Here is a 21952-nt window from a genome sequence, read left to right on the forward strand (position 1 = left end):
GCTATAAGTATTTTTTTTATACCTCACAAAAAAACAATAAGGATTTTCTTAATGATGAAATCTTTCTTAATTTTGTTAAATTAAACGCCGTCAATATCCACTAATTCATAACTTGGCGGTCATATTGTTCTTTCGTTTGGATATTTTTAGTGTCTTACTTTCCTTTGAAAGCCCAAATTTTAGACCGCTTGAAAGATAAAGCTGGTAGAAAAGCCAAAGAAGTTGCTAACAATGCTGTACAAAACCAACGAAGTAAATATCTTGAAAAACTTCGCAAACAGCGAGCCGAAATGGATTCTTCAAATTATACTTGTGCTATTGCTGTAAGCGATAACACAGCCTTTTATGAAGAAGACCAAAAAACACGAAAGGCTCTCAATAGCTTTGGGCAAGATTTTCTTACAGATGGCAGAATAAACCTCAATGCCTCTGACCGCATTGCAGATGCCACAGACCCCTACGAAAAAGCTTTGAGTCAAATGGAATGGGGGGAAATGATGATGTCTTGGAACAAATTCAAATCTGCTGAAAGTAGCTTTCTAAAAGCTGAGAAAAATTTCATAGAATCGGGAAAAACTGAAAACATTTACTATGCCAAATTGCTCAGCAATTTAGGACTTTTATACTCCAATTTTAGTGCCTACGAAGCCTCCCAGCAATACCTGCAAGAGGCTTTGAACCTAAGAAAAAAAATCATTGGCGAACAATCGGTTGATGTAGCCATTTCCATTAACAACTTGGCGGTTTTAGAAAGTCATAAGGGCAATTACACAAAAGCTCAAGAACTTATCCAACAAGCTATTCTTATGGCTGAGCTTAAAAGTGCCGATAAAAGCATTTTAGGCATTATGTACAACAATAAGGCTTATTTCCAACAAATGATAGGACAAAACCAAAAGGCTTTGGAAGTCTATGAAATTGCTCTGCAAGTTTTAGGAGATGAAAAAGGCCAGAAGAGTCTTGCTTATCAAAGAGTGGCAATCAATAAAGCTATCGCCTTGCAAGAAATCGGAAAACTTGATGACGCTATTGCCCTCATTGAAAAAGCAATGAAAATTCGTAGAAATCAGTTTGGTGCTTCCAGCCCTGATTATGCTCATATGCTCAATTTAGCCGCCTCAATTTATATGCAAAAGCAAGACTACAAGAAAGTAGAAAGCTATCTGCAAGATGCCTACAATATTTACAAGAAAAAGCTCGGCGAACAGCACCCTTCTACCGCCAAAGTAATGAATAATTTAGGTCTATACTACCTTTCTCAAAACGACCTAAAAAAAGCCGAAGAGAATATCAAAAAATCTTACGAAATCCGAAAAAATACACTTGGCGAAAATCACCCCGACTTCAACGCTTCGCAAGAAAATTTAGCCCTCGTGTATTGGTATCAGGGTAAAATAAACGAAGCCTCTGATTTATTTCGCAAGTCTCTACACCAAATCAATCAGTTTATTGCCTCTTACTTCCCTGCCCTTAGCGAAACTGAAAAAGAGCAGTATTGGGCGAAATTCAAACCTACTTATATGAGATTTTACAACTTCGCTATGCAAAACGGCGAAAAGCACCCCGAGTTACTTAGCGAAATGTACAATGCTCACATCACCACCAAAGGTATCTTGCTCAATGCCACCAATAAAATCAAACAGCGAATTTTAAGCTCTGGTAATCAAGAACTCATCAAAGAATATAACCAATGGATTAGCTTCAAAGAGCAATTAGCTTATTTTTACACACTATCCAAAGAAGAGCTAAAAGAACAAGAAATTGATTTGGTAAAATTTGAACGAGAAACCAACGATTTAGAACGCAAACTCTCACAAAAGTCCGAAATTTTCAAACAAAAAGTTGATGATAAATTGCACACTATCAAAGAAATTGACCACGCCCTCGCCCCTAACGAAGCCGCCCTTGAAATTATCGCTTTCCAAGAATTTGATAAAAAATTTACAGGAAACTATATCTATGTTGCCCTTATGGCTGGAAAGCACCAACACAATCACCCCAAATTTGCTCTACTTGGAAAAGGCAAAGAATTTGAGGAAGATGAGCTCAATTTCTACAAAAATATGGTTAGATTCAGAAAAGACGATAAAAACTCCTACAATACCTACTGGGCTAAAATTGAAAAACTCCTTGAAGGCAAAAAACGTATCTTTGTCTCTCTTGACGGCATCTACAACCAAATTAGCCTCAATTCTATCAAAAAACCTGACGGAAAGTTCGTCATTGATGATTTCAACCTCACCTTTGTTACCAACACCCGCTTTGTCCCCGACATTAAAGAACGTGAAAAAAAAGCTAAAAATAAACCCAACAAAAAAGCTCTGCTCGTAGGCTATCCCAATTATGGCGATAAAGGCACTATCCCCTCTTTACCCGGAACTAAAAAAGAAGTAGAAGCCATTAGCCCTATCCTAAAAGCTATGGGATACAGAGTAGATGTGCTATTAGACAATCAAGCCACTGAAAGTAATGTTAAAAAAGCTGATGATGCCACCCACCCCGATATTTTGCATATCGCTACACACGGATACTTTATCAATGAAGTTGATGAAGGTAGTAATCTTGTTTTCGGTATTGAACCTACCAAAGCCCTCAACAATCCTATGCTTCGCTCAGGGCTAATGTTTGCTGGGGCAGAAGCCACTATGGAAGGTATCAAAAATGATAAAGAAACTTCCAACAAAGACAATGGCTTGCTCACCGCCTACGAAATGGCTAATATGAACCTTGACAACTCCGAACTGGCTATTCTTTCTGCCTGCGAAACAGGGCTGGGAGATGTGAAAGCTGGCGAAGGCGTCTATGGTTTGCAAAGAGCCTTGCAAATTGCGGGGGTAGATGCCGCTATCATTAGTCTTTGGAAAGTAAGTGATGATGCCACACAAGAACTAATGAAAATCTTTTACAACGAACTCAAAACCGCTAAAAACAAACCCGATGCCTTCCGTAAGGCTCAAATCAAACTCAAAGAAAAATACAAAGAACCCTACTATTGGGCGGCTTTTGTAATGACCGAAAATTAAAATTTTACAAATGTAACTTTTGGCACGAAATTTGTAAATTTTTTGGAAACCAAAACTCAAAGTATATGAAAAAAATCAATTACTTTTCAACTATTTTATTTGCTCTTTTAATTGGGTTGGGAGCATTTTCTTGTAAGAAAAAACAAACAGAACCCTCTCCCCAAGAAAAGATTTTAGGAAAGTGGAAAATTACGGCTTGGACTATGAAAGCCAGCAACAGCCCAACAATATTTGACCTGTATGCCATTATGGACGCTTGTACAAAAGACAATTACTTAGAATTCCGTACTGGCAATGTAGCACTCGAAAATGAAGGTGCTACCAAGTGTAATCCAAGTGATCCACAAGAAACAACAGGTTCATACACTTTAAGTGCTGATGGGAAGACATTGACTTTTACCGAAGGAGGAAACACCACAAATTCTGAAGTATTAGAGCTATCTAATACTACTATGAAACTAAAAAATGTCCAAACCGATAGCGGTGTAACTTATACTTCGGAGATTTCATTCACGAAAATTTAATTATCTCAATCCCAAAGAACTTTCAACAGAGCTATGATTTAGCTCTGTTTTTTTGTTTTTTTCAGGGTACTTTGTATTTTTGAAAAAACAATCTGCAAAAATGGGTAAATACATCAATAAAGCTAGTTTTGCTTCTGAAAAAGATATTTTCGCTTCGGTTTTTAAGCACGCTTCTATCGGCATCATCCTCACTGACCATACGGGTGTGATACTGCTTGCCAACCCTTTTGCAGAGCAACTCTTTGGCTACAACGAGAAAGAATTGAACGGCAAAACCATTGAAGACCTAATACCTGAAAATTTACGAGATTTGCATCGCAATCATAGGGAAAATTATAATATCGCCCCACGAGTACGCACTATGGGCGAAAATATGAATTTACTCGGTTTGCGTAAAAATGGCACAACTTTTAATATTGAAGCCAGTTTAGGTTACTTCAAAACAGATACGCAAATTTTTATTATGGCTTTTATCTACGATGTAACTAAACAAAGAGAAAACGAAAAAGCCATTATTGAGCAAAAAAATGCCATAGAGCAGTATTCTGCCGAAATCAGAGCCTTAAATGAAAGTTTGGAAGAACAAATAAAAATCCGTACCAAAGCCCTTTTAGAAACCCTTCAACATTTAGAAAACTCTAAAAAAGAATTAGAAAAAGCCCTTTCCAAAGAAAGAGAGCTGGGTGAGCTAAAATCTCGTTTTGTTTCAATGGCTTCTCACGAATTTCGTACCCCTCTGAGTACTATTCTTTCCTCTGTACAACTCATTGCCAAATACGAAAAAACCGATGAACAAGATAAAAGACTGAAACACATTCAAAGAATTACTAATTCGGTTAATCATCTTAACGACATTTTAGAGGAATTTCTTTCTATGGGTAAAATTGAGGAAGGTAAAATCCAACCTACCTTTCAAGAAGTGCATCTACCCAAATGCTTTCAAGAAGTTATTAGCGAAATGCAAGCCATCGCCAAAGAAGGTCAAAAACTTTCTTTTTCACACATAGGCGAGGAAAATATTGTTACTGATTGTTCTATTTTGAAAAAAATTCTTATCAATTTACTTTCTAATGCTATTAAATTTTCTGCTGAACACAAACTTATTCGCTTGCAAAGTCAGAAAAATACAGACGGGCTAACCATTCAGGTAATTGATGAAGGTATTGGTATTTCTGAAAAAGACCAAAAGCATCTATTTGAACGCTTTTTCCGTGCCGAAAACGCTTTGAATATCAAAGGAACAGGATTAGGCTTGTATATCGTAGCCAAATTTACAGAAATGCTCGGTGGCACTATCCTTGTGGATAGTGAATTAGGCAAAGGAACTACCATTACTCTTTTCTTCACAAACCAAATATAGGAATTTATGAGAAATTTTATTTTTTGCCTGTTATCTTTTTTACCGCTTTTAGGTATAGCTCAAAAAAAATACAAAGAACAACAAAAAAAAGCTTTTGAATTACTTCAAAAAGAAAGCTATCAAGAGGCTATTCTCATTTTTGATGAACTCATCAAGCAAAAGCCTAAAATCGTTGATAATTACTACTGGAAAGGCTTATGCCTTGTGAGACAAGGCAAGAATGGCGAAGCTATCAATATGCTGAATATGGCTATTGAAAAAAACGATAAAAATTGGCTTTTCTACAAAAGTAGAGGCGATGCCTATTACAATAGTACAAACTATCAAAATGCTCTAAAAGACTATCAAAGAGCGATTGATTTAGAACCTACCAAACAAAAAGATACACTCTTTTGGTACATTGCCGATACTTACAGAAAGCTAAATCAATATGAAAAAGCTATTGAAAATTACAGCAAGGCAATTCAAATCAACTCTAACAACCCCGACTTATATTATCACAAAGGATTTTGCTATTCTTTTCTAACTGAAAGAGAAAAATACAAAGAGCAAGCCTGCTCCGATTACCAAAAAGCATTTAACGGCGGTATCAAAAATGCCCAAACAGAAGCGTGGGAGATTTTTCGTTGTGATTTTGCAAGACCCACTATCAACAAAGATAATACTCCCATTGCTATTTCCAAAGTAGAAATAGAACCTCTTACAGGTGCCTCTATTGTTTCCAAAGGTATCGGCTATGAGAGAATTGAAATATACGCAGGAAAATCCGAAAACTCTTTCCTGATAAGTAGCGAAATCGCTAACAAAAGTGATATTATTTTTAAGATAATTAAACCAATAGGCTTCCGACAAAATGAAGAAGACAAAATTTTATTTGGTACCGACTTTGCCATTTACGAAAAAGATAAGTTACTTCACCAATCCGAAGACCTGTACAAAGATGATTTTACAGGGGTAGATGCCGAAATGCTCAAATCGCTCAAACTTACTATCACTCTTGATAATTTGCAAGAAAATACAGAATACTCTTTATTAGCCCACTTTTTTGATAAACAAAGCAATGCAGAGATTTCTATTTCTTTGCCTTTTGTTATAAAACTTAAAACACGTACCGACAATATCCTAAACTCCTCTTTTGGTGTTCTTGGACAGGGTACAGCTTCAAAAAGTGTAGGAGATATTGAAATTGAACGAATTGAATGGCGACAAAATCAGAAAATAGTAGGAAAATTAAAAGCCAATCAACCTTTTGATTTATGGCTATGGGATATCAAAAAATTATCAGAAGGAGCATTGATAGAGTATGCTTGGTTTGATACCCAAAATGGTAAAAAAATAATCCACAAAAAGACTGCTATGAAATTTAGCAAAACAACACAACTAAAAGATTTAATAGCTCCTTCAAATTCGGGTAGATATATTTTTTGGCTACGAATTGTACAAATCTCCTCTGCTTACAAAAGTTTTGCCTTTACAGCTGAAATGAATGTAGATTAGCAAATAAATGCCTCTCTGTTAAGAGGCATTTATGTTTCAAAATTAAAGCGTTTCGTAATATTGCAAAAGCCTAATAACACCAATTTCTGTTTTGAGGTTTAGTTTTTCCTTTTTTAAGTATTCTTTTAATTCTTTTTCTTTATCAGAAAGGGCTTTGAGTAAATTTTTTTCATTGAGTTTGATTTTTTCAATAGTAGCACCATTTTTTTTCAAATAATAATCATACTCCTCAATTAACTCATCGTAACGTCTATTGGCACTATATCCTCCTTGATAGTCTGCCTGCAAAAGCACTTTACGATGATTTTTTAATAAAGCAACTTTTTTCCCTGCAAAAAGTTGTTCATATAGTTTGCCATAATTTTTGATATTGTCCGAATTATCCAGCAAAGGCTCTTTTACAAAAGTCATTTTGCTACTTTTGAAAGTAAATTCTCTGATATTAACAACCTCTGTAACAATACTATCTCCTTTGGAATTTTTCACAACAGCCAAATTGGAATACACATCATACTTCAAAGGTACATCTTGATATACTTTCCCATCAATACTAACGATTTGAGCATTTTCCCAAGTATTTTTCACGTAGGGGTGTCCTTTCATTCCTTGATAGCGATTATCCCAAGTTCTCACGATATTGCCTTGCCCCGCCAAAGTCATAGTATTCACGAAAGCATCTTGACCCGAAAGTTGTGCAAATAGAACCGATACGCTACTCAAAAATAAAAAATAAGATATAAAAAATTTTTTACACATAAACAAAGATAGTTTTACAAACGTTTTAACTTTATATTTTTAGCATTTTCAGGAATAGAAAGAAAGACTTCATCATTTTTTTGCAAACCTTGCAAAATAACTATTTCATTTTCATTGCTTTTGCCTGTTTTTACCTCCTGACGTATTAGCACACCATTTCTCTTCACAAACACAAAATTAAGGCTATCGGTTTCACTATGCAAGCAATCCAAGGGTATATGAAGTGTATTTGTTAATTTCTCGCAAATAATTGTATTGGAAGTGGTCATTGTGGGTTTGAGTTGGGGGTGCGAACCTTCTATTTTAATTTTTACTTCAAAAACTTTTACTTGGCTATCGGGACGTTGCTCACCAATATTAGAAATATTGATTACTTTACCCATAAAAACTTTTTCAGGGAAAGCATCTACCTTTACTTTCACATTTTGCCCTACTTGTACCTTGCTAATATCTATCTCATTGACATAAGCCCTTGAAATCATTGATTGTAAATCGGGAATAGTAGTAACCGTAGCGTCCCAAGAACTTACATAGCTTCCGATAGTACGCTTTTGTCCGTTCCAATCTCTATGGTAAATCACCAAACCTTCGGTAGGAGCTTTTACCACAAAACTTTCTGAAAGTCTGCGAATTTCCTCAAATTTTTGTACTTCTTGTCCAAGCAATTGGGCTGTTTCTGTAATTTTGGACAAGGCTTGTTGTTGCTTGAGTTTGTAAGTAATTTTAGCCTGCTCATAAGCCTTTTTGGCTTTTTCCAGTTCATTCTGTAAAGCCTTCACCTGTGCAGGTGTTTCATACTGATTGACTTTCAAAGTGTTTTCCTTTTCTTTGATTGCAAAAAGCAGGTTTTGCATTTCATTGCGTTCATTTTGAAGCATTAGAGCTGTATCTATGCGTATCTGTTCGTATTGATTACGTAATTTGGTGAGTTCTCCCTCCATTGAGCGTAATTTTTCTGCCATTTCCACTTTATCCAAAGTAGCTACGTAATCTCCTTTTTTTACATACGTTCCTTCGGGAACTAAATCGGCAATTTTCACCTGATACACTTTGGCAGAACGCAAAGCCTCTTCGGGAGCGGTAATTTTAATAGAATTTTCTGCCTCTAATTCTCCATTAGCAAGCACCAATATTTCAAAATCGCCTTCTTTTACTTTTACCAAAACTTCTTTTTCGCCTTGCCTATCCCCTACCAACCAATTTGCGAGCAAGAATAGAAAAAACGCCGAACTTGTAGCAATATAAATTACCTTGGGCTTCATAAAAAAGCTCAAAAACATAAAGTTTTAGCAGAATGAATAAGCGTAAAAGTTGGCTATAGGCAATTTTGGTTTTTAAGCAAGGCAATTTAAGCATTTCAGAGCTAAAAATCAAATTTTTCAAGCCAATTTTGTTTGAAATGTTCAAAAAAAGACTGATTTATGTATTTATCGGTCTTGATTTCTAAAATCTTAGCCTTGGCAGAGGGCTCAAAAAAAGTTTCTAAAATAGAAAACAAAGACCGAGCATCGGTGGCTTTCTGATAGTGCAATCCGTAGCCTTCAGCAATATGTTGAATAGGTACTTTCAAAGTAGTTTCGAAATATTCTTCCATTTCAGGCAAACGACTGCTTTCGGGCAAAAGTCTAAAAATACCTCCACCTTCATTGTTTAACACTATTACTCGTAAGTTTTCAGGAATACGATTTTGCCAAAAAGCATTACTATCATAACCAAAAGCCATATCTCCTGTGATGAGCGTAACAATTTCATTCGTTACATAAGCGGCTCCCAAAGCCGTGCTACTGCTTCCATCTATCCCACTGGTGCCTCTATTAGCATAAACTTCTACATCTTGATGTGGAGCAAGACTTAAATAGTTTGCATAACGCACAGGCATACTATTGGCTAAATGCAATTTGCTCTTGTTAGGAAGTTTTTGTAAAATATACCAAAATGCCCAAAATTCATTGAAAGAGTGTTCTTGACCAAAAAAGTTTTGTAAAAACTTTTCGGCTTTATTTTCCAAAGAAATCCAAAATTCGTAGTATGAGGTCGGTTGAAATTTTTTACGTGTATAACTCAAATAATACTCTAAACCCTTTTCGGATGAAATGGGCAAAATATGAGTAAGATTTTGAAAGGTATCAGGAGCATACCCATATTCCTGAAAATGCCAATGATAACGAGGTGGGTACTTGCGTAAAAATTGCTTCAAAGATTTAGAAAGTACAGATTTGCCAAGGGTAATGAGCAAATCGGGTTGTAAAGTTTTTTTCAGGGTTTCGCTTTGAGGCATCAAGATAAGATCGTGATGACTGATTGTTTTCCCAAAAGGATACGCATTAGCAATAATATCGGCAACAATTGGAATTCTAAAAATACCTTTTCGTTCAATTTGAGGCAGAGCATTGAGCAATATCTGATTTTTTGGCATTTGCCCTACCACGATAAGTTGTTTTGGGCAATTTTCTTCTATTTCCATTAGGCGTTGCCAATCTATCTGTGAAGGATTTTTGATAGTACGAATTTGCTCAATAATCCTGACATTGCTATCAAAAGTAATTTCCTCATTTTCTTTTGGATAAAAAGGCTCCCGAATAGGTACATTGATATGCACAGGTTGGGTTTGTTCGTGTTGGGTTAGGTTGATAGCCTCATTGATAATTCGGTTAATATGCCAAAGACTATCAGGGTGCTGGTAATCTTGGGGTAAATGAAAAGCGGCTTTTACGTGTTTGCCAAAGACATTTTCTTGCCGAATGGTTTGCCCGTCTTGCTGGTCTATCCACTCGTTGGGGCGGTCAGCGGTAAGTAGTAGCAAAGGTATTTCTTGAAAAAAAGCCTCCGCTACCGCAGGAGCATAATTTAATGTAGCCGAACCCGAAGTACATATCAAAATAACCGTTTGCTTGATAGATTGAGCAATACCCAAAGCTACAAAAGCCGCAGAGCGTTCATCTGGCACTATAATTTTTTCGAAAGCCTTGTGGCGAGCAAAAGCCAGCGTAAGCGGAGCAGAACGTGAACCCGGCGAAATAACCACATAACGCAAACCCTTTTTTGCACAAATTTCAGCAATATTGTATAAAGCAGGTAGTAGCATAATGAGTATTGAGTAATGAGTATTGAGTATTAAGTAGTGAGTATTCGTAGTTTAATGGTTGGTAATGGGTAAAGGCTGTCTTTCTACAAAAACTCTATCCTTCACCACTACCACTGCCAGCAAGTTGAGCATTTTTTTGCTTTGTAAAAGCGTATCGTTTCGGTAATAACTCAAAATTTGCTCTTTCGCCTCTTGCATTGTCTCTGCAAGCAAAGTCTCTTGCTCTTTTTTCAGATATTTTAACTCAATCGCAAACTGATGATGTGTATTGGGATTGTTGGGGCGGATAAATAACTCTATATCTACATAGCCTCCGCCTGCTACTTCCCGCTCACTTTGCACCCAAAAAATATTAGACTGACTAAAATACGCTATCATCGCCATTTTTACGTGCTTTTCGTCAAAACGAATGTAATCTCGGTTAGAAAGATTTTGCAGTAACTTTTCTATCAGAGCAAAAAACTTATCATAACTGCCCGTAAGTGCCATCTCTCGCACCGCAGGAAATACTAAATCCTCCTCACGAGGTAAATTTGCCCAATTCTGCAATACCTCCGCATAATATTGCCAATATAGCACTTCCATCACTTTGTTGGGTATCTTGAAAATCACCGCCCCCGTCAAATCACTTTCTTTGATTGTCAAATTTCCCAAGTAAAACAGAAAATTCACAAATTCCTTCTTGCCAAAGTCTTTTTCAAAATGAAACTGATATATCAGCTCGCTTTCTACACTGCCTTTTTCTAAAACCTCCTCCAAAACCTGCAAGTTTGCTTGCAAATTCGCTACTCGGAACATCTGTTTGAGCTTACCATAATCAGGTGCTATGTTCGGGTCTAACATCTGACGTGGATAAGTTTGCTCGTGCTTGAAATGGTCAAGAAAATACAGCACCATATCCGAATTGTAAATATTCTGCTCACTCAATGGATAAAAACGATAGCCATTGTAGTAATCTCGCAAATCTTGCATTATTTGCTCCTCACGGCTTTTATCGGTCAGCACTAAATTCAATAGTTCTCGTACCTCTGTTTCCGAAAAACCCATCATTGCCTCAAAATTTTTGTGATGAGTTAGGTGCTTAACAATATTAAAACCACTTGTCAGGCTATCCATTGTAACCGGTGAAACTCCTGTAATGAAAAACCTATCTACAATACCCTGCTGAGTGGCATTTTTGATAGCTTCGTAAAACTTTCGTACATAACCATTCAAAGATACCGTTTCCTTGAATTCCTGAATACTGCGAGCAAGAATTTCATTCGTAAAGTGGTCGTATTCATCTATGAGTAGATAAATTTTGTGTTCGGAGTATTTTCTGTAAAAGCCAAAAAAGCTCCTTAAAACCATTTCAGGAGTTTGTTCATCAAGTATTTCTTTTGCCTCGTTGATTGTCAGCAAATCATATTCTATTAAAAAATCACGTATAGCCACCCTAATGCTATTCAAAAAGTCGCTGTAACTACTTTCAGCAGTACGCGTATCTATGGCACTAAAATTGAAAAGTAGTATCCGATAGCTACCCGCCAAAGGAGTAGGATTTTTACCAATATAGTACCTTCCAAAAAGTTCCTGAAAATCATTTTTTCGTTTTATATCATAGTAATGCTCCAAAAGCGATATAAATAAACTTTTCCCAAAACGACGAGGACGTAAATACACTAGAAAACGTTCTCGCATTGTTTCCAGTAGCTCTATGTAGGAAGTTTTATCTACGTATACGTACTCTCTGACTACTTGGGGAAAATTGCTCAATCCATACGGGAAAAAAACTGCCATAGCTTTTGACTTTTAGCAAAATTACACAAAAAAAGCTATGGATAAAATAAAAGCCCCTGATTTTCACCAAGAGCTTTGTCATTTTATTATTTCTTTTTGAGGATTTCTTGGTAACGCTTGGGTTCTTTCAATATTTTGATGGCTTCTGCCAATTCTTTATCATCATCAAAACGAGCCTCTACTTGCCCTTTTTCATAAAAATAACGGGTACAAATTTCCATTTCTAACAATTCCCTGATTTCGTTTTTGAAGGTCGTAAGGTCTGCTTCTTTATTTTTGGCTATTTTGCTTTTGAGTAAGTTGAAATCACTTTGCAAATTATCATAAACTTTTTCTTTTTTAGCTGTTTCTACAAGATTCTGGAAGTTTTTTTCAAGGTCAGTAGTATAAGCATAATCTTTGTTTTTTACCCAAGCCACAAAATTTTGATAATCAGCATCTGAAAGAACAAAGTCTTTGGCAGATTTTACGTTAGGTTGCGGATTTTTCAGCACGTACTCATTGGCATACTCAAACAGCAGGTTTTTGGCAATCAGGTTTTGAGCAATGGGGCTTAATTCCTCTTTTTCTAAGACGATGTCAGGCTCAAGTCCTGCCCCGTCATAGACGGTTCTACCTGCACGCGTTTTGAAAGCCCTACGAAGTGAATCGGGGATTTTTCCTGCTTTACCATCTTTATCCTTTTGGCTGTAATCAATCGCCTGAATACATCTACCGCTAGGGGTATAATATTTTGCTACTGTTATTTTTGCTTGGCAATTATAGGCAAGCAGGCGTGTGCTTTGCACCAAACCTTTACCAAAACTTCTTTGCCCCACCAAAACCCCCCTATCGTAATCTTGTATTACTCCCGCTACAATTTCAGAGGCAGAAGCACTATTGCCATTGATAAGCACCACCAGCGGAATAGCCATATCCAGAGGCATTTTAAGGGTTTTGTAAGTTTTATTCCACTCGGCTATTTTTCCTTTGGTAGAAACCACATCTACATCTTTGGGTATAAACAAGTTAGCTAAATTGATAGCTTCGTGTAAAAGCCCACCAGGGTTGCCGCGCAAATCTAAAATGATACTTTTGGCACCTTTATTTTTTAACTCTTCTACGGCTTTCTGAATAGAATGTGCCGCCCCCGCAGTAAATTCTGTAAGCTGTACATAGCCAATATTTCCTTCAAAAATATCATAATAAGGCAGATGGTTGATTTTGATACGCTCGCGTTTGATTTTAACTTTTTCGGTTTGGGTAGCTCCGTAACGCTTGATAATTAGCTCTACTTCCGTTCCTGGCTGACCTTTGAGCAATTTGCTCACATCATTATAGTTTTTGGCATTTACCTTTACCTCATTGATTTGCAGGATTTCATCTCCAATTTTAAGTCCTGCTCGCTTTGCAGGAGTATCTTCGTGAGGCATTATGACCAATACCTTGTTATTTCTTGTACCAATGGTAGCCCCTATTCCGCCATATTCTCCTGTAGTACGAGTGCGATAATCTTCAATTTCATCTTCGGAAATAAAAACCGTGTAGGGGTCTAATGATTTCATCATAGCATCTATGCTGGTACGCATTGTTTTAGAAGGATTTAGCTCATCAACATAGTAACTATTCACTTCTTTATAGAGCGTTGTAAAGATTTGTAAGTTTTTAGCAATCTCGAAGGCATTATCTTGGGGTTCTTTATTGAAGGCAAATAGCACAAAAGCCAAAGCTACAACCGCCGCCGTTCCTGAAATAAATACAAGTCTTTTTTTCATTGTCGCGATTATTTTCATTACCAAACGTAAATATATCAAAAATAGTGCAGAAAACCTAATTTTTTAAGTTTTTTTGTAAATTTGCAGAAATTCAGTTATGCAATACCAGAGTATCCAAAAACCTACACAAGCCATTTATAAAGAAAAAGGTAGTAAGTTTTTAGCTTTTGCCTATCCTGTAAGTACAGAGGCAGAAATCAGAAGCATTTTAGAAAAAGTGCGAAAAGAATATTTTGATGCCTCTCATCATTGTTACGCCTATATTTTAGGAGCCAATGGTGATAAATGGAGAGCCAATGACGATGGAGAACCTTATCACTCTGCGGGAACACCTATTTTGCAACAAATCAAATCTAAAAACTTAAAAGATGTGCTAGTGATAGTAGTAAGATATTTTGGGGGTATAAAGCTCGGTGTAAGTGGCTTGATAAATGCCTACAAAACAGCTGCAACTTTGGCTCTTGAAAATGCCGAAGTTTGTGAAAAAACTGAAACTTTGCCCTTATTCATTACCTACAATTATGATGAAACCAGCGAAATAATGCAACTCATTCATCAACATAAGCTCACCATTATTGACCAAAGTTTTGATTTATTCTGCCACGCTACTATTTTAGTAGTCAAAGCCGAGTATGAAAACGTTTTTTCAATTTTTGCAAAATGGCAAAAAAATTATGAAGCAAGTACAAAGAAGTAATTTCTATCTTTGGTGGCTGTTTTTTTTGATTTCTTGCAGTCCGAAAGATTGCCTAAAAAGTACAGGCTCAATCCGAAAAGAGTTCAGAGCTGTTCCATTTTTCAATAAACTTTATACCTACGACAACATCAGCATAGTTTTACAAGAAAACGATAGTCTCTTTGTAGAAGCAGGCGAAAACTTATTGGAAAAAATTATTTTAGAGGTGCGTGAAGATAGTTCCTTACATATTCGTAACCAAAATACTTGCAATTTTACTCGTAATTACAATACACCTGTACGCGTGTATGTGGGCGTGAAAAACTTGTTTTATATCAAATGGCAAAGTTTTGGAAACTTGGAAAGCAATGGTAAAATACATTTTTCACATTTACAGATGGATTTTACAGAAACTAATCCCAAAATTAGTTTAGAAGTGCAATCCTTGGGCTTGTATCTTTTCAGCAATGCAGGAGCAGAATTTTCATTGAAAGGCAAAACCGATTTTTTTAGCTTTTATCATTTAGGTTATGGCAAAGTAAATGCTTCCGAAATGCTTAGCAAAAACGCCACTATTATCAATGAAGGGCAAAATCACATTTGGGTGCGAACAAGCGATACGCTCAAGGCAGAAATTAGGAGTTCGGGAAATATTATTTTGAGCCAAATCCCACAGAGGCAAGAAGTAAAAATTACAGGAACGGGGAAAATTGTGGTACAGCCTTAAAAATCAGGTGAAATTTTCCAAATGCCCCCTGCCAAATTTTGCCTACAAATAAGTTGAAAGTTTTATCATTTTACCACACATACTATCACCAACGAATATCCTTCTTGGTATCATTTACAATTTTCACAAAACTGCCCAATTTTACATTTTCAATGGGAGTAGTCGCAGGTTTCAAGGTAGTAAAAGAAGCACCTACCAAAGCCAAAACAGCGAAACCGAAAGGAATAAGCCATTTTTTCATAAAAATATTTTTTTAGGGTTAAACAATGCTTCAAAGTTAAATGCTATTCTACCTTTTTTATTGAGAACTTCATCAAATACATATTTCTCTTTACAAACAGCAAGTTCCACTTAATAAAAGGCGGTTTATTTCTTGCAAAACAAGAATTTTGTCACTACCTTTCTGCTGAAATTCACCAAAGCAATGAGAAACGCTATTTTACTTGTTTGTTGGAGTATGATGTTTCAATGTGTTTTTGCTCAAAACCCTTCTATTTCAGGAACTTCGGGGGCAATCAATACGGCAATGGCAGGTATTGGGGCATCGGTAGCAAATGAATGGGCAATTTTCAATAATATAGGGGCTTTATCAGCTTACCAAAACATTTTGCCAAGTGCTATGCTTTCTTTTGAAAATCGCTTTGGTATCAAAGCTCTCAATAGTTATCATTTCGGAATAGTAAGCCCTATTGCTTTTGGAGGTGCAGGTGGAATAACTTTCCAACGCTTTGGAGATAAGCATTTCAATCAAACCCAAGTGGGCATAGGTTATAGCCACCAAATAAGTCTGGTAAGTGTAGGAGCAAAAGTAAATTATTTTCAAATTGCCGTAGATGACCAAATCGGCATTACACAAGGAGCAAGGAGTAACTTTTTATTAGAGCTGGGCGGTTTGGCTCAACTTTCTAAAAAGTGGGCAGTAGGAATTTATGGTTACAATTTTACACAAAGCAAACTGCGGGTATTGGACGCAGGTGAAGATCGTATTCCTGTAATTCTAAAAGCAGGCGTGAGTTATCAACCTATTGAAGCAGTGTTTTTAAGTCTTGAAACCGAAAAACACATAGATTACCCCGCTACTTTCCGAACAGGCTTAAACTATCGGATACACAAGTACTTTTACGTACGCACAGGTATTTCTACCGAGCCTTTTCTTTCAGCTTTTGGTATAGGTTTTCACCCCAAAGACTTTGCTTTTGACTATGCTTTGAACAATCAGAGTGCTTTGGGGTGGGTGCATCAGTTTTCTATTCGTTATGCCTTGCGAAAGCTCAAACTTCGTGAAGAGAAAATAAACGAATAGCTAAACCCTCACACCTATAATCATCATATCATCACGTTGTTCTGTACCTTCCATATATTTGTTCATAATATCTGCAATAACTTTTTCTTGCTGAGAGCAGGGCATTGAAGCAATTTTTTCAAAAAGTTTTTTTAGTTTCTCTTCTGAAAACTTTTTTCTATTGATGTCATTCTGGTCGGTATAGCCATCAGAAAAAAGATAAAGCATACTATCGGGAGGCAAAGTTAAGGTCTGATTTTCAAAATGGATATTTTCATTCTGTTCCCCTCCAATGGAACGTCTTTGCCCTTTAATTTCAATAACTTCTTTGGTAAGACTATTGAACGCCACCATAGGTCTTTTTGCACCTGCAAAAGTAATTTGGTTTTGTTCATTAAGGCTAATCAAAGCCACGTCCATACCATCTCGGTTGCCTGTTTCTTCTTGACCAAGGGCGTGTTTAACCTCCTCGTGCATTTTTTCTAAAATATCCGCAGGGCTGGTAATTTTATAGACGTGAACGATACGGTCTAAAATGCTATACGCGAGCATAGTCATCATTGCCCCCGAAACGCCGTGCCCTGTGCAATCAATTGCGGCAATAATTCTATAACTGCCTTCTTTATCTATCCAATACAAATCGCCCGAAACCACATCTTTGGGCTGATAATATACAAAAGCCTCTTTCAGGAGCAATTGAATGCGTGTCTGATAGGGTAAAATAGTATTCTGAATAAGTCTTGCGGCACGAATACTCGCCTGAATTTGCTCATTTTTGAAAGAGAGCAATTTGTTTTGTTCTTCAATTGCATCTCTTTGAGCCAAAATTTCTTCTTTTTGTTGTTCAAGCATTATATTTTTGCGGGATATATCTTCATTAGCGGCGGCAAGCTCTTCGGCTTGTTGTTTCAGAAGTTGGTTGGTACGCTGTTTTTGTTGATTGTTTCTGTAAAGAATGATAGCCAAAACACCGAGCAGTGCTAACACAGCAATTGAGGCAAGCAGAAAAATATTTTTTCTTTCATTTTCCGAGTCTTTCAAAGCGTTTTCCTTACGTAGCAATTCATTTTCAGCCTCTTTTTTATCACTTTCGTAAATTTCACGCATTTTGGCAATTGCTTTACTTTGGCTTTCTGTAAATAAGCTATCTTTCAGACTTTTGAACTGCTTATGGTAGTAAAGAGCTTCTTTATAGTTGCCTTGCAGTTCATAATATAGCACCATTCCGTCATAAACCTTACTAATTTCATTTCTAGCACCAGTTTCTCGTAGTAGGTCTAAACCTTTTTTCAGATTATCATAAGCCTCGCCAAAGCGTTGTAAGTGAGCCAAGGCATTACCCCTACTTGCATAAAGTAAGCCCAAAAGAATTTTGTCATTGATTTTTTCAGCAATGGGCAGGGCTTTATTGTAAAATTCTATAGCTTTATTGAAATCTTGGGCATCTAAATATACATCACCCAAATTGAGGTCAGTAATAAGCTCTCCACGAGAGTTTCCAATTTTTTCAAATATTTCTGCCGATTTGCTAAAAACCTCAATAGCTTTGGTAGTTTTTTTCTGACGCTTGTAGATATTTCCCATATTATTGTAGTTATTGGCTAAATCTACAAGCAAATTGATTTTTTCACAGATTTGAGCACTTTTTTCATAATAATTTAGAGCTTCTACCAAGTTTTCCTGATTGAGATACACGTTGCCTATGTTGAGCAAACTTTTAGCTATTCCTTTTTCATCTTTGATTTCCTCTCGCAACTTGAGTGTTTTCAGATGAAACCTCATAGCCTTTTCATAGTCTCCCATATCGTTATACACCAAACCAATATTGTTTTCACAACTGGCTACGCCATCAATGTTGTTGATGCTAACATATTCTTGCAAACCTTGCTCATAGTAAGTAATCGCTTCTTTCAAAGCTCCCTGCATATATTGTGTATTGCCAAGCGTTTTATAGCTTAAACCTTTGCCTTTTGTATAATCCAATTTTTCAGCTAATTTCAGGGCTTCTACGGCTATTTCATAGCCTTGTTTGGGGTTTATCCCCATTGCCATAGCGGCTACCTCATTTAGTTTTAGAACTTTGATAGTATCTTCGGACATTTTCTGGGCTACTTGAAGCAAACTATCTATTTGAGGAACTTGTGCCCGAACTTGTCCAAGCAAAATTATTAGGCAAAAAAATAATCTCAGCATACTTGTAGAGTTTTTGGTTTTTAGCTTTACAAAATAATCAAGAAAAAAAACTAAACCAAACACTCATAGAACTATTTTTCAGAAAAAACTTGCTTTTTTCATTTTTTTTTCTAATTTGGCAAAAATGAAATCAGATTTGCTATGGTTGAAATGAATGAAATTGCTTTGGAGCAAGAAAGGAAAGAAATTTTGAAACGCTATCGGAAACTTCTACGACTTGCCAAACCTTTCTTGAAAGATGGTGATGCAAAAATTATCAAAAAAGCCTTTAATCTTTCCGTTGAAGCCCATAAAGATATGCGGCGAAAATCAGGAGAGCCGTATATTTACCACCCATTGGCAGTAGCTCAAATTTGTGTTGAAGAGATTGGTTTAGGAACAACTGCTATCGTTGCCGCCCTCTTGCACGATGTTGTAGAAGATACGCATATCAGTCTTGCCGAAATTGAAAAACAATTCGGTTCTAAAATTGCTAAAATCATTGACGGCTTAACTAAAATCTCTAATATTACGGATAGCAACTCTGTATCGGTGCAAGCCGAAAATTTCAGAAAGGTACTACTCACCCTTGCCGAAGATGTAAGAGTGATTCTTATCAAAATTGCTGATAGGCTTCATAATATGCGTACTCTTGCTGATATGCCTCGCAACAAACAACTCAAAATTGCCTACGAAACCAGCTATTTGTATGCTCCGCTGGCTCATAGACTAGGACTTTATACAATCAAATCAGAATTAGAAGACCTCTATCTCAAATATACTGAAACCGAAGTATATGAGGAAATAGCTCGCAAATTGCAAGCTACTAAAGCGGCAAGAGAGAAATTTATCAAAGATTTCACTGCTCCTATTGAAAAAGCCTTACAAGAGGAGGGTTTTCATTTTGTTATCAAAGGCAGACCCAAGTCTATTCATTCCATTTATACCAAAATGAAAAAACAACAAATCCCTTTTGAGAAAATCTATGATTTGTTTGCTATACGTATAATTCTTGATGATGTACCCTTTGAAGAAGAAAAAGCCGCCTGTTGGAAAGTATATTCTATTATCACCGACTACTACCGCCCCAGCCCTGAAAGGCTTCGCGATTGGATTAGTACCCCCCGAGCCAATGGATACGAATCTTTACATACTACCGTAATGAGTACCACAGGGCAGTGGGTTGAGGTGCAAATCCGTACCCGCCGAATGGACGATATCGCAGAAAAAGGCTATGCGGCTCATTGGAAATATAAAGAAACAGGTGCCACCAAAACGCAAAGCCAAGAAAGTGGTTTAGAAATTTGGCTCAATAAGGTTCGTGATATGCTTGAAAATCAGGATACTTCTACCATTGAGTTTCTTGATGAGTTTAGAAGCAATTTATTCAGCGATGAAGTGTTTGTCTTCACTCCCAAAGGAGATTTGAAAGTACTACCACAGGGAGCTACTGCCTTAGATTTTGCTTTTGAAATTCATTCGGAGGTGGGTAATAAATGTATTGGTGCAAAAATCAATAATAAACTTGTACCCATTAGCTATAAACTCCAAAATGGCGACCAAATAGAAATTCTTACTTCCTCCAAACAAACCCCCAGTGAAGATTGGCTACGGTTTGTGGTTACTTCCAAAGCTAAATCTAAAATTCGTGAGGCATTACGCGATGAAAAAAGGCAGTTTATCAAGAAAGGCAAAGAAATTGTAGATAAAAAGCTCCACCAGTTTGGTATTGAGCCTAATGACAATGTCTATAACGATATTCGGGCTTTATTCAATGATAAAAGTGTAGCAGACCTTTTTTATCGTTTTGGTAAAGAATATATCCAAGCCTCTGAACTCAAAAAGTACAAAGAAATTGTACAAAAACGCCGCAATAGCACACGTGAAAACATCAAAGATGTAAAAAGTTTTGAAAAAGTCATTCAGAAAATTCACCCCGACCAAAAAGATGTACTGCTTATTGGCGAGGATATGGATAAGATTGACTACAAACTGGCTACCTGTTGCAACCCTATTCCCGGCGATGATGTGTTTGGCTTTGTAACTATCAATGAAGGTATCAAAATTCACCGTACCAACTGCCCCAATGCTACCGAACTGATGTCGCATTATGGGCATCGTATCTTGAAAGCCCAGTGGGCTTCTAAGATGGAAGAATCGTATATGGTAGGCTTACGCATCACTGGCACCGACCGTGTGGGGATTATTAACGATGTAACTAAAATTATTTCCAACGAACTCAAAGTGAATATGCGTTCAATGGCATTTGATACCATTGAAAATGTTTTTGAAGGCAACTGCACCGTATTAGTACACGATACACGCCACTTGAATTTGCTCATTGAAAAGCTCAAAGGAGTTCCGGGCGTAGAACAAGTAGTAAGATATGACTCATAAATGCATAAACAAGTTTTCAATGGTTTTCATTGGTAAAAACATTTTTTTGCTATCAGGAAGCAAAATAAAGCCATATTTTTGATAGAACTCTTGTGCCTGCTCACTAATAGGTTCTACTACAACAGCCCAAGCACCAATGCTGTTAGAAGTTTCATAACTTCTTTTGAGAGCATCTATAAGCAATTTTTCTCCCAAACCTAATTTTTGAACGTTTCTATCAACTGCTAATCTGCCTAAAAGAATTACAGGAATATGCTTGTAGGCAGGTGGCAGTTTTTTTCTATATGCTTCTGGTAAAGTATCCCAAAATATACTACTAGTTGATAAGGTATAATATCCCTTTATTTCAGCATTTTCTACCAAAACATAGCAAGCCGCGAGCTTTCTTCTAATATCTTGTCCTGCTATTTTTTTCAAGTATTCATTTAGTACTTCTATTCCACAATCAAAGAAACTTTTTTGATGTAAGTTTGATAGGATTTCGGTAAGGTACATTTCTATTACTTCAGGCTTTCTTGATATGCCTTCAAGGCTTTACTTAAATGATTATTAGGTTGAGGGGTATTCATTAAGGCTTCAAAAAAAACCGCACAATCACGCTCAGAAGCTAAAATTTCATCTTGTTTTTGCAATATTTTATTTGCTTTCTCCTGAATGGCTTCTAATACAAAGTCTGTTAAAGATTTATAGTTTCCCCGTTTCTTAGCTTGAAGCATTAGCTCCTTTTGCTCTTGTGAAAGTCTGAAATCAAATCTAACTTGCAAGTTTTTGGTTTTCATAATAAAGTATTTTTAACGTGAATTATAAGTCTAACTTATTGTTTTCAAGGGATTTAAATAAAAAAACTTAGGGTAATTGAAAAAATGATTAACTTTGAGTTGTACTTTTTAAATATTTAATCATATGAGTCAATTACCTCT

At 36.5% G+C, this 21952-nt stretch carries 17 protein-coding genes; 8 read left to right on the forward strand and 9 right to left on the reverse strand.

Going from position 1 to position 21952, the window contains the following annotated elements; genetic code table 11:
* Window positions 1-164: 164 nt before the first annotated feature.
* From Rain11_RS11860 to Rain11_RS11875, 4 genes are all read left to right on the forward strand, one after another.
* Window positions 165-3023: a CHAT domain-containing protein gene (locus Rain11_RS11860; RefSeq protein WP_133121586.1), complete on the forward strand. Its 2859-nt coding sequence runs from the start codon at window positions 165-167 to the stop codon at window positions 3021-3023.
* Window positions 3024-3088: 65 nt separating this feature from the next.
* A complete protein-coding gene (locus Rain11_RS11865; RefSeq protein WP_101359588.1) occupies window positions 3089-3547 on the forward strand; it encodes a lipocalin-like domain-containing protein in 459 nt (152 codons plus the stop codon).
* Between the two features lie 100 nt (window positions 3548-3647).
* Window positions 3648-4907, forward strand: coding sequence for a PAS domain-containing sensor histidine kinase (locus Rain11_RS11870; protein WP_101359589.1), 1260 nt, complete (start codon window positions 3648-3650; stop codon window positions 4905-4907).
* A gap of 6 nt (window positions 4908-4913) precedes the next feature.
* On the forward strand, window positions 4914-6404 hold the full coding sequence (locus tag Rain11_RS11875) for a tetratricopeptide repeat protein (RefSeq protein ID WP_101359590.1): 1491 nt from the start codon (window positions 4914-4916) through the stop codon (window positions 6402-6404).
* A 42-nt stretch (window positions 6405-6446) separates the two neighbouring features.
* On the opposite strand, the gene Rain11_RS11880 is transcribed toward Rain11_RS11875, so the two are convergent.
* From Rain11_RS11880 to Rain11_RS11900, 5 genes are all read right to left on the reverse strand, one after another.
* Window positions 6447-7160, reverse strand: a complete 714-nt coding sequence (locus Rain11_RS11880) for a hypothetical protein (RefSeq protein WP_101359591.1) — start codon at window positions 7158-7160, stop codon at window positions 6447-6449.
* Between the two features lie 14 nt (window positions 7161-7174).
* Complete coding sequence (locus Rain11_RS11885; protein ID WP_101359592.1) at window positions 7175-8440, reverse strand: efflux RND transporter periplasmic adaptor subunit; 1266 nt, start codon at window positions 8438-8440, stop codon at window positions 7175-7177.
* A gap of 83 nt (window positions 8441-8523) precedes the next feature.
* Complete coding sequence (gene menD, locus Rain11_RS11890; RefSeq protein ID WP_101359593.1) at window positions 8524-10245, reverse strand: 2-succinyl-5-enolpyruvyl-6-hydroxy-3-cyclohexene-1-carboxylic-acid synthase; 1722 nt, start codon at window positions 10243-10245, stop codon at window positions 8524-8526.
* Window positions 10246-10296: 51 nt separating this feature from the next.
* Entirely contained in the window at window positions 10297-12024 is a 1728-nt protein-coding gene (locus Rain11_RS11895; protein ID WP_101359594.1) for an AAA family ATPase, read from the reverse strand.
* 86 nt (window positions 12025-12110) lie between these two features.
* Window positions 12111-13778 carry a S41 family peptidase gene (locus tag Rain11_RS11900; RefSeq protein WP_243390590.1) on the reverse strand — a complete coding sequence of 556 codons (1668 nt, stop codon included), beginning with the start codon at window positions 13776-13778 and terminating at the stop codon, window positions 12111-12113.
* 97 nt (window positions 13779-13875) lie between these two features.
* On the opposite strand from Rain11_RS11900, the gene Rain11_RS11905 reads away from it, so the two are divergent.
* Entirely contained in the window at window positions 13876-14475 is a 600-nt protein-coding gene (locus Rain11_RS11905) for an IMPACT family protein (RefSeq protein WP_101359595.1), read from the forward strand.
* Window positions 14453-15181, forward strand: a complete 729-nt coding sequence (locus Rain11_RS11910) for a GIN domain-containing protein (RefSeq protein WP_165778135.1) — start codon at window positions 14453-14455, stop codon at window positions 15179-15181. Before Rain11_RS11905 ends, Rain11_RS11910 begins: the two co-directional genes overlap by 23 nt.
* Before the next feature lie 85 nt (window positions 15182-15266).
* Here the strand turns inward: Rain11_RS11910 and Rain11_RS13945 are convergent, their stop codons facing one another.
* Window positions 15267-15422 carry a hypothetical protein gene (locus Rain11_RS13945; protein ID WP_165778136.1) on the reverse strand — a complete coding sequence of 52 codons (156 nt, stop codon included), beginning with the start codon at window positions 15420-15422 and terminating at the stop codon, window positions 15267-15269.
* A 183-nt stretch (window positions 15423-15605) separates the two neighbouring features.
* On the opposite strand from Rain11_RS13945, the gene Rain11_RS11915 reads away from it, so the two are divergent.
* Window positions 15606-16484 (forward strand): PorP/SprF family type IX secretion system membrane protein, encoded by an 879-nt coding sequence (locus tag Rain11_RS11915; RefSeq protein WP_133121587.1) that lies wholly within the window; start codon window positions 15606-15608, stop codon window positions 16482-16484.
* Here Rain11_RS11915 and Rain11_RS11920 read toward each other — a convergent pair whose 3' ends face one another.
* Complete coding sequence (locus Rain11_RS11920; protein ID WP_133121588.1) at window positions 16485-18656, reverse strand: tetratricopeptide repeat protein; 2172 nt, start codon at window positions 18654-18656, stop codon at window positions 16485-16487.
* Window positions 18657-18806: 150 nt separating this feature from the next.
* Here Rain11_RS11920 and Rain11_RS11925 point away from each other — a divergent pair, with 150 nt between their 5' ends.
* On the forward strand, window positions 18807-21032 hold the full coding sequence (locus Rain11_RS11925; RefSeq protein ID WP_101359599.1) for a RelA/SpoT family protein: 2226 nt from the start codon (window positions 18807-18809) through the stop codon (window positions 21030-21032).
* Here the strand turns inward: Rain11_RS11925 and Rain11_RS11930 are convergent.
* Window positions 21027-21527 carry a GNAT family N-acetyltransferase gene (locus tag Rain11_RS11930; RefSeq protein WP_101359600.1) on the reverse strand — a complete coding sequence of 167 codons (501 nt, stop codon included), beginning with the start codon at window positions 21525-21527 and terminating at the stop codon, window positions 21027-21029. The two genes, Rain11_RS11925 and Rain11_RS11930, sit on opposite strands and share 6 nt — an antisense overlap.
* Window positions 21528-21532: 5 nt before the next feature.
* Window positions 21533-21811: a type II toxin-antitoxin system TacA family antitoxin gene (locus Rain11_RS11935; protein ID WP_101359601.1), complete on the reverse strand. Its 279-nt coding sequence runs from the start codon at window positions 21809-21811 to the stop codon at window positions 21533-21535.
* Window positions 21812-21952: the final 141 nt, after the last annotated feature.

The organism is Raineya orbicola, assembly GCF_002843425.1.
Taxonomy (GTDB): domain Bacteria; phylum Bacteroidota; class Bacteroidia; order Cytophagales; family Thermonemataceae; genus Raineya; species Raineya orbicola.